This is a genomic window from Maribacter sp. X9 (assembly GCF_048537565.1).
Lineage (GTDB): Bacteria > Bacteroidota > Bacteroidia > Flavobacteriales > Flavobacteriaceae > Maribacter.
On record NZ_CP183215.1, the window covers coordinates 3,818,246 to 3,831,376 of the forward strand.

The 13,131-nt window shown below is 37.1% G+C and carries 10 protein-coding genes; 6 read left to right on the plus strand and 4 right to left on the minus strand.

Features of this window, described 5'->3' with window-relative positions:
- The first annotated feature begins 53 nt into the window (after positions 1 to 53).
- From trpD to trpA, 5 genes are read left to right on the plus strand one after another with little or no spacing between them, the layout of a single operon-like run.
- Positions 54 to 1,046, plus strand: a complete 993-nt coding sequence (gene trpD / locus ACNR9Q_RS16305) for an anthranilate phosphoribosyltransferase (RefSeq protein ID WP_419212285.1) — start codon at positions 54 to 56, stop codon at positions 1,044 to 1,046.
- A 58-nt stretch (positions 1,047 to 1,104) separates the two neighbouring features.
- Positions 1,105 to 1,887, plus strand: coding sequence for an indole-3-glycerol phosphate synthase TrpC (gene trpC / locus ACNR9Q_RS16310; RefSeq protein WP_419212286.1), 783 nt, complete (start codon positions 1,105 to 1,107; stop codon positions 1,885 to 1,887).
- A 4-nt stretch (positions 1,888 to 1,891) separates the two neighbouring features.
- Entirely contained in the window at positions 1,892 to 2,527 is a 636-nt protein-coding gene (locus ACNR9Q_RS16315; RefSeq protein ID WP_419212287.1) for a phosphoribosylanthranilate isomerase, read from the plus strand.
- Positions 2,528 to 2,574: 47 nt separating this feature from the next.
- A complete protein-coding gene (trpB, locus tag ACNR9Q_RS16320) occupies positions 2,575 to 3,759 on the plus strand; it encodes a tryptophan synthase subunit beta (RefSeq protein ID WP_419212288.1) in 1,185 nt (394 codons plus the stop codon).
- A 2-nt stretch (positions 3,760 to 3,761) separates the two neighbouring features.
- Complete coding sequence (trpA, locus tag ACNR9Q_RS16325) at positions 3,762 to 4,523, plus strand: tryptophan synthase subunit alpha (protein WP_419214294.1); 762 nt, start codon at positions 3,762 to 3,764, stop codon at positions 4,521 to 4,523.
- Between the two features lie 12 nt (positions 4,524 to 4,535).
- On the opposite strand, the gene ACNR9Q_RS16330 is transcribed toward trpA, so the two are convergent.
- Both ACNR9Q_RS16330 and ACNR9Q_RS16335 read right to left on the minus strand, forming a co-directional pair.
- A complete protein-coding gene (locus ACNR9Q_RS16330) occupies positions 4,536 to 6,278 on the minus strand; it encodes a RagB/SusD family nutrient uptake outer membrane protein (protein ID WP_419212289.1) in 1,743 nt (580 codons plus the stop codon).
- Positions 6,279 to 6,515: 237 nt separating this feature from the next.
- Positions 6,516 to 7,796, minus strand: a complete 1,281-nt coding sequence (locus ACNR9Q_RS16335) for a sensor histidine kinase (protein WP_419212290.1) — start codon at positions 7,794 to 7,796, stop codon at positions 6,516 to 6,518.
- A gap of 188 nt (positions 7,797 to 7,984) precedes the next feature.
- Between ACNR9Q_RS16335 and ACNR9Q_RS16340 the strand changes: the two genes are divergently transcribed.
- Complete coding sequence (locus ACNR9Q_RS16340; RefSeq protein ID WP_419212291.1) at positions 7,985 to 9,481, plus strand: M20/M25/M40 family metallo-hydrolase; 1,497 nt, start codon at positions 7,985 to 7,987, stop codon at positions 9,479 to 9,481.
- A 70-nt stretch (positions 9,482 to 9,551) separates the two neighbouring features.
- Here ACNR9Q_RS16340 and ACNR9Q_RS16345 read toward each other — a convergent pair whose 3' ends face one another.
- The gene (locus ACNR9Q_RS16345) at positions 9,552 to 12,098 is read right to left on the minus strand and encodes a phosphoenolpyruvate carboxylase (RefSeq protein WP_419212292.1); all 2,547 of its coding nucleotides are present in this window, start codon (positions 12,096 to 12,098) and stop codon (positions 9,552 to 9,554) included.
- A 313-nt stretch (positions 12,099 to 12,411) separates the two neighbouring features.
- Positions 12,412 to 13,071 (minus strand): uracil-DNA glycosylase family protein, encoded by a 660-nt coding sequence (locus tag ACNR9Q_RS16350; RefSeq protein ID WP_419212293.1) that lies wholly within the window; start codon positions 13,069 to 13,071, stop codon positions 12,412 to 12,414.
- Between the last annotated feature and the right edge of the window lie 60 nt (positions 13,072 to 13,131).

Here is a 13,131-nt window from a genome sequence, read left to right on the forward strand (position 1 = left end):
GTAATGGGCAATTACAAAATGTACTTTATACTAACTACTTAATACTATAAAAAATGAAAGAGACTTTAAATAAACTTATCAATCACGAAATTCTTCCCAAAGAAGATGCTAAGAAAATCCTTGTGAATATCGCCAAAGGAGATTATAATACGAGCCAGATTGCCGCGTTTTTGACGGTCTATATGATGCGAAGCATTACTATAGAGGAACTGGAAGGTTTTAGGGATGCCTTGTTAGATTTATGCTTGGCAGTCGATTTATCCGCTTATAATCCTATCGATTTATGTGGTACCGGTGGTGATGGTAAGGATACCTTCAATATATCTACCTTAGCCTCTTTTGTTACTGCGGGTGCTGGTGTGAAAGTGACCAAACATGGTAATTACGGGGTTTCTTCTAAATGCGGCAGCAGTAATGTCATGGAATTCCTGGGCATTAAATTTAGTAATGATTCCGATTTTCTTGAAAAGTGTATCGACGAAGCTGGCATCTGTGTGCTGCATGCGCCGTTGTTCCATCCAGCAATGAAAAATGTAGCGCCGATCCGTAAAGATTTGGCCGTTAAAACGTTTTTCAATATGTTGGGACCCATGGTGAACCCCGCATTTCCGCAGAACCAAATGGTGGGCGTATTCAACTTGGAACTAGCAAGAATGTATGGTTATCTCTATCAAAAGACAGATAAAAACTTCACCGTTTTACATGCGATTGATGGTTATGACGAAATTTCTTTGACCGGAAACACAAAGACCATTTCGAACAAAACGGAACGTATGCTAAAACCTTCCGATTTTGGCGTATCCGCTGTTCAACAATCTGAAATTGTTGGCGGTGAGTCCATTGCTGACTCTGCCCAAATATTCCTCAACGTTTTACAAGGCAGAGGAACCGAAGCTCAGAATAACGTGGTCTGCGCCAATGCCGGTATCGCCATTGCAACGGTCGAAGGTCTAAGTCCGCTCGAAGGATTTGAAAAGGCAAAGGAATCTCTCTTAAGTGGTAAAGGGTTAAAAACATTGAAAAAAATACAAGAACTAAGTCGTTGATAGGTTATTGAAATAGATTTTACCATTCACTAAAAACTGCCAGCCAGTAACTCAACTTATGGATATACTTTCTAAAATAGTAGCGGACAAACGTAAAGAGGTCGATTTGAAAAAATCGCTTATTCCCACTTCCCAATATGAGGCATCGGTTTTATTCGATAGGGAAACTAAGTCTTTGCCAAATGCATTAAAGCGAAGTGGTACGGGAATTATCGCCGAATTCAAACGAAGGTCTCCATCCAAAGCCAGTATCAACCAGAACGCGAACGTTGGGCAGGTGGCCATCGGATATGAAAATGCAGGCGTTTGTGGTATGAGCGTTCTAACCGACATAAAGTACTTTGGCGGTTCGTTAGAAGATTTAATACTCGCAAGGGCATCGGTAAAAATGCCTCTTTTACGAAAAGAATTCATTATCAGTGAATATCAGATTATCGAAGCAAAAGCACATGGTGCGGATGTTATTTTATTGATTGCGGCTATATTATCAAGAGCGGAAATCAAAACCTTTTCTGAACTGGCAAAAAGTCTTGGATTAAATGTATTGCTAGAGGTACACAATGAGGAAGAGCTGCATAAATCTATCATGCCGAGTTTGGATATGTTGGGGGTCAATAACCGAAATCTGAAAACCTTTGAGGTGAGCTTGGAAACCAGCAAATCACTATCCAAATTAATACCTAATGATTTTGTAAAAGTCTCTGAAAGTGGTATCAGTTCTTTCGAAGCCATTAACGATTTAAAAGAATATGGCTTTGAAGGATTTTTAATAGGCGAAAATTTCATGAAGACGAATGACCCTGGTAAAAGTGCAACATCATTCATCCAACAATTAAAATAAAAACATGAAGCTGAAAGTCTGTGGAATGAAGTTGAATATTGCCGAAGTCGCACAATTGCGACCAGACTATCTTGGCTTTATTTTTTGGGAACCGTCATCGCGCTATTTTGATGGAGAAATTCCGGTCATTCCTCATGAAATAAACAAAATAGGAGTTTTTGTAGATGCAGATGTCCAAGAGGTAATCCAAAAAATAGCGAAATACCGATTGCAAGGCATACAGTTACACGGTAACGAAAGCCCCGAGTATTGCAAAGCCCTGGTGTATGAATTAAAGAATGTACATAAAAAAATTATACTTATAAAAGTATTTTCAATTACCGATACTTTTGATTTTAGCCTGTTATCACCGTATGAAGCGGTATGTGATCATTTTCTTTTCGATACAAAGGGGAAACTGCCTGGTGGAAACGGATTTAGGTTTGATTGGAAGGTATTAAACCACTATCCATCAACAAAACCCTATTTTTTAAGTGGCGGAATTGGTATTGGAAATTTGGATAATCTTGAAGAGTTTATGCAATTACCAGCATCAAAATATTGCCACGCTCTGGACGTAAACAGTGGTTTCGAGCTAGAACCAGGCCTAAAAAAAATTGAAGAGTTGAAAGAGTTAAAAAAAGCAATAAGTACAAAGTAAATAGAGTACTAAACTTATACTATACTTATTTTATATAAAGAAGCACTATGTATTATAACGCCGATGAAAAAGGATATTACGGGGAGTTTGGCGGAGCTTTCATCCCAGAGATGCTCTACCCCAATGTGGAAGAATTACGCCAAAATTATTTAAAAATCATGAATGAGGAATCTTTTCAAGAAGAATTCCATCAATTGTTAAAGGATTATGTTGGCAGGCCTTCCCCCCTCTATTTCGCAAAGCGTCTTTCTGAAAAACACGGGTGCAAAATTTACTTAAAGCGAGAAGACCTCAACCACACGGGCGCACATAAGGTCAACAATACCGTTGGGCAGATTTTAATGGCCCAAAAACTGGGCAAGACACGAATAATCGCTGAAACAGGTGCCGGTCAACATGGGGTAGCCACAGCGACCGTTTGCGCCCTAATGGGGATGGAATGTATCGTTTATATGGGCGAAATTGATATTGCACGCCAAGCCCCTAACGTAGCCCGTATGAAAATGTTAGGTGCCGAAGTGAGACCGGCCTTATCAGGAAGCAGAACCTTAAAGGATGCGACTAATGAGGCAATTCGCGACTGGATCAATAATCCGGTAGATACCCATTACATTATTGGTTCCGCTATTGGGCCACACCCCTACCCTGATATGGTGACACGGTTTCAATCCATCATATCCGAAGAAATAAAATGGCAATTAAAAGAAAAAGAAGGCCGTGAAAATCCTGATTACGTCGTGGCCTGTATTGGTGGCGGCAGTAATGCCGCAGGCACCTACTACCATTTTTTGCATGAACCTGAGGTGGGGATCATCGCTGTTGAAGCTGCCGGAAAAGGAATTGGTTCCGGTGAAAGTGCAGCAACTTCTGCATTGGGAAAAGTGGGCATCATTCACGGTTGCAAAACCATGTTGATGCAAACCGCGGATGGACAGATCACCGAGCCCTATTCTATTTCTGCGGGATTGGATTATCCTGGTGTGGGACCCATGCACGCGCATTTATTCAAATCTGAGAGAGCTGAATTCTATTCTGCCACAGATGACGAAGCTATGGCTGCAGGGTTGGAACTTTCGCAGTTAGAAGGCATTATTCCAGCCATCGAGACGGGGCACGCCTTTGCCATTTTCGACCATAAAAAATTCAAGAAAGAAGATGTAGTTGTCATCAGCCTTTCTGGGCGCGGAGATAAAGATTTGAATACCTATATTGATTATTTTAAGTTAGCATAATGATGAATCGAATTAACCAAAAAATGCAGGAGGACAAAAAACTCCTTTCTATATATTTTACAGCCGGATATCCCGCCTTGAACGATACCGTAAAGATTATCCAGGATTTGGAAAAAAGCGGAGTCGATATGATTGAGATTGGTTTGCCCTTCAGTGATCCATTAGCTGACGGACCCACCATTCAAGAAAGCTCTACCACGGCCTTAAAAAATGGCATGACGACCGAAAGGCTGTTTGAACAGTTAAAGGACATTCGTAAGTCTGTTTCAATTCCATTAATTGTAATGGGTTATTTTAACCCTATGTTACAATATGGAGTGGAAGCTTTCTGTAAAAAATGCAACGAAATCGGCATTGATGGAATCATCATGCCCGATTTACCCATAGATGTCTATCAAGAGGATTACCAAGAAATATTCCAGAAATACGGATTGATCAACGTTTTCTTGATCACCCCCCAAACCAGCGATGAACGTATTCAACAGATTGATACCGCATCAGAAGGGTTTATATACATGGTAAGTTCTGCCAGTGTCACAGGTTCAAAGTCCGGATTTGGAAATGAACAAGAAACCTATTTTAAAAGGATTTCGAATATGAAACTGAAGAATCCTCAGGTTGTTGGATTCGGCATTAAAGATGCAGAAACTTTTCAGCAAGCAACGAAGATGGCCAAAGGGGCCATTATAGGGTCCGCTTTTATAAAGTATTTGACGGCTAATGGAGTAAATTCAATTGCTGATTTCATAAAAACAATTCGCTAAGATTTATTCGGATCAATATCCAGGATTTTGAACCACATTAGGATTTAAATCAAGTTCCTGTTGCGGAATGGGCCATATATATTCATGAGGCTCAAAATCCTTTTTAAAATCGTTTGCCGCATTATAAACATCAATAACTTCTTGGAGTTTACCCCTTCTTATTAAATCATCCCGTCGATGCCCTTCGAAACATAATTCAAGTTTTCTTTCTAACAAAACTTGTTCAAAAAATTGTGTTTGACTAAGATTGCTAGCCACATCATTTTCAGTATTTCCATAAGCCCTCCGCCGTACTTGATTAATTGCATCATATGCTACTGGGGTGGGACCATTAATTTCATTTTCGACCTCAGCCAACATTAATAATATATCTGCGTATCTTAAAAATGGATAGTCAAATTCATTTGAACTAAAGTTCACATCTTCAATTTCATTATTGTACCATTTTAGCGGCCTCCAAGTTTTTGGGTCTGCACTGTTCACAACAGCACTACCTTCTACCTTAAAGGTTGCAATTGAATTATAAAAACGACCATCTCCTAACTCTATAGGAAAACCCACTGGATCTTCGAATTTAAGTGAGGAATTTCGAAATGAATCTGCGAACCCTGGCACTAAGACTAAAGCATCACTTCCAGAAACTCCAAGCGGACCCCAGAAATCATTAAAAGAACTACTATTATTTTGTCCTCCATCAAATGCAATTCTAAAAATAACCTCAGAATTAGAATTTTCATTTGAAACATTAAAAATAGATTTATAATCCCCTATAAGTTCAAATTGACCATCAATAATATTCAATTGCTCTAAGGCTTTAGCATAATTGTGGGTTTCATTAAGTGGAAAGCCAGCCATCTTCATATATACCTTGGCAAGTAAACCCCTGGCATTTAATTGGTGTGCCCTATCATCTGAACCTGAGACTGGCAAATTTCGAATGGCAAAAAGCAAATCTTCTTCTATTTGAGCATAGGTAGTCAAAGGGTTCTGAGGGTAATTTGGAGGATTGTTTAAATCAACCTCAGCTGTAACACTTAGCAAGGGATTACCATATATTTTCAATAAATTAAAGTAAAGTAATCCTCGCAAAAATCTGAACTCTGCTTCTGATACTATCCTATCAATATTATTTGCAACTACGTTATTAGGATTATTTAAATAATCGATGCCTCTGTTTACCTGTCTGATTTGTTTATAATGCTCCGTCCAAACTTGATTAACAACATTTAATTGCGGACTTATATTATACGAATCTAATTCATCAAGCGAGTAATTTGCACCTGGGTTTGTTTGCAATATATCTGTTCCTGTATCTCCCCAGTACGCCATATATAAATCTGCATCAAAAATACGCTGTAAGCTACGGTAAGATTGATTAAGTTGTAACTCAACATCCAAATCCTGTTCAGTTAAAACTGGAATTTCAGGTATTTCAAAAATTATGTTTCTCGTCTCATTATCCAACACTTTCAATTCTTGAAAATAAATAAAATCTTCCAATTCATTTAGAACGACATTCACTTTATAATCACCAACAGGCACCTCCTCAAAAATAACAACACCTGTATTTGTAACTACTTTAGTTTTGGTTTCAGGCACAGTTGTTACCGTTGCGCCAATGGCTGGTTCTATCCCTAATAAAACAGTAACCTTAATCGAACCTGATAAAATCAGCTCTTGTTCTTTACCTGTTTCCTCCTTACTGCAAGAAACCACCAAAAATAAAATCATCATTAAGCTCCCAAATACTCTCATTACAAATTAAATTCTTTATAAAACAACCCATTTCTAGATATTCTCAAACTATGTGTTTCCGAGGAAATTAAAAATAAATGATTTTTTTCTTTAAACATTTTAATACTAATTTTTTATTTATCGTAAATTATAGAACCCTCCAAAACCATAACTACAATTTTAATCTAGTACCATCACAAGCTATTTACGATTTTTGGTTATTTTAACTCAAGATTGATATACAAAGCTGATAGTACGCTATAACGTCTTAATAACAAGTACAGTAGCCATTACTCCACCATCTTCGATTTCAAGGGATAATTCACCATTGTTTTTTTCCAACATTTGGCGGCACACAAATAGACCATTACCAGAACCTATTTCTTTGGCTGTCCCCGGGGTGCTTTCTAACGGTTTTTCACTGGTATTAAATTGTTGAATATTTCCCACTTCACTTATCTCGGTTTTGTTATAGAACTTTAAACTGAAATTGGTGTCCCGGTTGTCAAAATATATATTAATATCATTATCATTTGGAGAAAATTTTACCGCATTCATCATTAGATTTCGAGCGACCGATTCAATAACATTTTTAGAGAAGAATATTTCTTCACCAGAACCTATCATTTTCTTGATCCGGAGTTTCTTCTTTAAAATTTGTTCGGATAATTGGTCTTCCACGCCTTCAATCAAATCATTGACATTCATCATTTTAAATTCCCTTAATCCTTCATTATTTTGCATGGCCCATTTCAGCAGGTTTTCCAACATATCATAAGCACTACCTACTGCTTTGTTCAAATATCCCAATAATTCACTTCGTTCTTTCTCCGTTTCACTATAAGTCACAACATCGACCAAAGACGATATTTGATGAATAGGGTTACGTAGATCATGTGCAATGATTCGAATGATATCTTTTCTGAAATTGGTCAATTCTAATAGTTCTGCATTCTGACGAATAATAGTTTCGTGATGGGTCTTCATTTTTCTACGCAGCTTAAAAACATTTTCGAAAATCACAAAACAAATAAGGCATTTAGCGGTAACTATCGACACATAGAACAAATAAGTTTCAACTTGAAATTCTTGCACTAGAAAAACGCAAATTGTTGAAAATAAAAGGTTAATGGATCCTAAAATTAAATCGTGGTAAGGCCGAATACCAATTGTAAGAATGAGCCCGAACAACATCACCAAAAATTGTATTTCTAAAAAATAGGAGTAAAAACTAAAACCTTCAACCTCAAAAAGAAAAGGTAAAATTAAAAAATACAAAGTAAGTATAACGTAGGCGATAATCGATAAAGACGTTGTTAATTTCAAATGGTTTAAATAATATAAAATTGCAATTAGTGACACAACGACCAAACAAAGTAAATCACGATAAAAAACAATACCGATACCAAATACCCTATAACTCATGAAAATATTCATGATAACCCCTAAAGAAATTGAACCAAAAAGCAAACTCGATAAATGCTTTATTTTTTTGAACGAAAAATAAACGTTATCGACCTGGTGATCAGAAGTTTTCATGATTTTCGAATAACTTATGGGATAACGAAAAAGAAAGTTTTTTCTTATAATATGTAGCTTAATTTTCGTTTTAAAGTGTGCTGGAGATTGGATATTCCAATTTCAACAACTTAAGTTGGTCATCTGATTGGTCTATCTTTTCCTTGAATATGAGTACATTTAGCATTGATTATGTAATGAACTCGAGAATGAAAAAAACATTATTTTTATGGGCTTTTTTAAGCCTTTTAATTACCAACGCACAAGATTCTATTCAGATTAAAGGCAAGGTGGCAAATGCTATAGCAGAACTAAGGGATTTTGTAGCCATTCACAATGACGCCTTGAACGCCGATGATATTGACAGTAATCTTATGTGGCTCAGAGATAAATTTGGTAATAGAGGTTTTAATACCAGTATTCTTGAAACAGAGGGGCTTCCATTATTTTTTGCGGCCTTACCCATTGATGACAGAAAACCCACTATTTTATTCTACATGCATTTAGACGGACAATCGGTTGACCACACCAAATGGGACCAACCAGACCCTTATGTGATTGAATTAAAATCTGAAAATGAAAATGGATGGAAAACCCATTCTTTTAATGAGCTAGATTCAGATATCGATTATAGCTGGCGCCTTTTTGGTAGATCCACATCAGATGACAAAGGACCTATCGTCATGTTCTTAAATGCTATCGATATCTTAAAGAACAATGAAACCGAAATTCCCTTTAATGTTAAGGTCATATTAGATAGTGAAGAAGAGAGAAGTAGTGCGCCACTTCCAAAAGCGGTTCGGACATATAAGGATTTATTGAAGGCAGATTATTTACTAATCAATGATGGACCGGTACACGTGTCAGGAAAACCTACTATCGTGTATGGTTGCAGGGGAATAACCACACTTACCCTAACCACCTACGGACCTATAAAACCCCAACATAGTGGTCATTATGGAAATTATGCTCCGAATCCGGGTTTTGAACTAGCGAGAGTTTTGACTTCGATGAAGGATGTTGATGGACGAGTGCTAATTAATGGATACTACGACGGCATAACATTGAATGAGAGCACTATTGAAATTCTAAAAAGTGTTCCTGACGATGCCCATACCATCAATACGAATTTAGAGATAGCCATACCCGAAAAAGTAGGAAGCTTTTATCAAGAATCGTTACAATACCCCTCTTTGAACATTAGGGGTTTAGGTTCAGCTTGGATCGGTGATAAAGCCCGAACTATTGTACCTGCTACTGCGACTGCTGAGCTTGACATAAGACTGGTTCCTGAATCTGATGGTGCTCGATTGAAAAAGTTGGTAAAAGAGCATATTAAAGAACAAGGGTATTTCGTAATAGATACGGTTCCAACTAAAGAAGAACGTATGGCCTATGACCGAATTATAACTGTAACCGAAGGCTCTGTCACAGATGCCTTTAGAACTGATTTGGATAACCCGTTCGGAAAGTATTTAGTGCGTACCATGGAAAATAAATTCGGGGAAAAACCAGTACAGATCCGTATCATGGGCGGCACCGTACCAATATCCCCTTTCATTAACGAACTGAAGATTCCTGCATTTCTAGTTCCTATGGTAAACCCCGATAATAATCAGCACAGCCCTAATGAGAATTTAAAAATAGGTCAACTGGCCTACGGTATAGAATTATTCTACACTATTTTAAGCACTCCCTATAATTAAGCAAATAGTAATTAATTAAAAAAAGGGACCTAAATAGGTCCCTTTTTTAATGCTGTCAATACAGTTTAAATTAAGCTGAATTTCGACTGGCATTAATATTACCGTACAAAGACCGTGTTACGATTTTCTCGTATTCTGCTTTAAACTGGGTTCCTGATCCAATTTTTTGAAGTGCATATTGTTGTATGACCAAAAGTGGTAGTACGATATTCTCCCGTATTTTAATCGATTCCCTTGATATGGCTTCCTTTTCCATTAAAATTTCCATACCGGATAATTTTAATAACATTGCTTTTGAAAGCTCGTATTCGGCATGTAAAATTTCCCAAAATTCACCATACTCCTTGTCCTCCTTCATGTAACTTGTTAATTCAAAATAACATTTGGAAAGACTCATCATACTATTCATCATCAAGGCTTGAAAGAAAGGAACCTCCTTGTACAATTTTTGGGCTTCTTCAAACCTTCCATCATCTTGTAAATTCTTTAAGGCAGTCCCGATTCCATAATATCCTGGAACATTCTGTTTCAATTGGCTCCATGAGCCCACAAAAGAGATGGCGCGCAAATCGGAAAGTTCTAATTTAGCCTTGTTGCCACGTTTACCCGGTCTACTTCCAATATTTGCTTTGGTGTAGTACTTCAACGTGCTCATATTTTCTAAATAGGGCATGAACTTATCATGATGTTTCAAGTCATCATATTTTTTAAAACTCATTTCAGAAAGCTCTTCTATAAGTTCACGATCGCCCTCGGAAATGGTAATTTCTTTGCCCAAAATTGTATTCGATAAACCGGCAGTCAACAATTGCTCACTGTTATAGATAAACTGCTCTTTGGTACCGTAGGTACTGGTAATGGTCTGCCCCTGTATGGTTAACTGAATCTCGTTATTGGCAACCCTATTGGTTTGGGCGGCGTAGAAACGATGTGTTTTACCACCACCCCTTGCCGGTGGCCCTCCCCTTCCATCAAAGAAAATAGCTGCTATGCCATTTTCATCACAAACCTCAGAGAGTGTTTCCTTGGTCTTGAGGATGGACCAATTTGCCTTGAGGTATCCACCATCTTTTGTTCCATCAGAAAAACCTAGCATTATCGTTTGCTTTTTATTTCTGTTCTCCAAATGCGCTTGATATTCTGGTAGTGTGAACAATTGCTTCATTGTGGCCTCAGAATTGTCCATACCGTTCATTGTTTCAAATAAGGGAACAATGTCAAAAGTTATTTCCTTATCTGCCCATCCGCACCATCTAAACAATGCATATACAAAAAGTATGGAATAAATATCCTCAGAATTACTGATGATATACCGATTACAACCTTCCTCGCCATTTTTATCTTGAATGGTCTTTAGCTGCAGGATATTCTTAATGGTATCTTTCACGATCTCTTCTGAATAATCCTCAGGTACCAATTGAAAGTTCTCATGTAACAGAATATCGATCAATCGCTCTTCAGATAATTCGTCAAGATTTTCATTTATCAAACCTTTATCCTTAAGTACTTCTACCATTACCTTGGTATGCATACTGTGGTCTTGACGAATATCTATTGTAGCAAAGTGAACCTTGAATATTTTCACCTTATCAATGAAACGATCTAGATCTTTTAAATATAGCCCTTGATATTTCTCGATCAATAGTCCCCTAATTTCTTCAAGAGGTAGAATTAAATCTTCGTAACCGATATCTTTCGAACTATCGAACATGGCCAAATATAGATTGGAACGTAACTTTTGCAAAGGCTCCTGAACGGCTTTAAAGGTAAGTTTATGCAAAAGTCCCTTTAACTCATTGTAATAGCATTTCATCAATGTTAACCGAAGCTCGTTCATTACATCTTTCGTGATATCGGCTGTTACGAACGGATTTCCATCACGGTCTCCGCCCGGCCAAAATCCTAACTTGACAATATCGTGGTTCTCAAATTTTTTACTTCCCACGCTACCTTTTATGTAGGCATACATATCGCCAATGGCATCATAATACACATGTCTAAGCGTATAAATAATGTTCTTCGCTTCGTCTAAAGGTGTCGGTTTTGTAGCATTGATCAATGAAGTAAGCCCTAATTGCTGTAAACCAACGTCTATCTCATCGATTTTATCCTCTAGAATAAGTGTTCGTAAATTGGTGATAATATCTAAAACGGCGGGCGTATAAAATTGGGTTGGGTGCGCCGTTAAAACAATGCGTGCACTGAAATTGCTCAATTTATCCCAAATCGTATCCCATGAATTATTCTTCTCTACAAACTGAAAATAATCCTTCAAGGATAGAGAACTGGAATGTTTGTGTAATTTTGGAAATGCCGCGTCCTCGACACTATCATACAGAACCACTTGACGTTCAACGTATTGGATGATACGGAACATAAAATCAATCTGCTCTTTTTCTGAAACGGTATCCACAAAATTTTCAAAAAAGTGTTCTAAGATCTCTTTTGGATTAAGACCGTTCTCCAGACCCTTTTCTGCTTGATCCAACAATAAAGGGATCAACATCCCGACGTTCTCAATATTTTCATAAGGGAGGTTAAGGAATAAACTATTGTAAACATTGAATTTATTTTGAACGGATTTCTTAAACTCCGCTAATCTTTCTTGCTGCTGCATATTTTCAAAAAGTTATTGCCAATAGGCTATGGCGATTCTCTTAAATTTCGACCATAAATATCGATAATCCAAGAGAATCTAAAGAATGATTTTCATGAAATATCATAATCCTCGAAGGATACCACAAAAAAAAGCATTTTGACAACAAATATTCCTCTGTAAAATGAAACCACTATAAATTCACTTTGTAATCAAGCAATAAAATTTTTTCATTTTCATATAGTGTTCTCGTAAAAGAGTCTTGTTCTAAAAACAGGACTCTTTTTAGTTTATCGAATTTGTATTTTTATTTTGAGCTGATTGTTAGAACAATTTAAAAATATTCCTTGTATTGAAGTATCCTAAAATCAACCGTATTAAACAATGGATTTTCATCTTTCATTTTTTTATAAAGCTCTAAACTACCAACAGCTCTATTCGCCGCCCCAGATGGTGCCGTAAGTGAAACGGTTCTTATTTTTTTCAAGGTAGTAGGATGTACGAATTCATGGATCCTAGGCACCACATCTGATATATTCTTAAAGAAAACACCATGGTCTTTTAAGTGTTTTCTAAAAAAGTATTCTGGACCATTTTTACTGTTTCCACCCGTGAAAATCAGGGTATCTATGGCGGTGTACTTTTCCAAATACCCCAGAATATTGCGTAGTTTAATGTTCTGCATTCCTAAATCCGAAGCATCTATCTTATCCCGCTCAGCAGATTCGACGATATCACAAATACCTATTCGTCTTTGCTTTAAAAATGACTTTCGTTGTTCTATCGCTTTTTGGGTGGTTTCGAAAAGAAGGTCCAAATCAAAAATGCTATTTAGAATAGGCCACAGTTGTCCGTCCTTACTACCATAACAAAAATTAACATCACCTTCTTTTAAATCACCTACCGTAAAACGAGGAGGAGGTAATGTACCTACGATAAGTTTAGTGGCATTTTCAAATAAAAAGGGTTCATACGGATGCGAATGCAAAAACATGTTTTGAGCTTTAGGTTTTAGGATATGAGCTCCTATAATTGAGAAATCCTTCCTAAATTA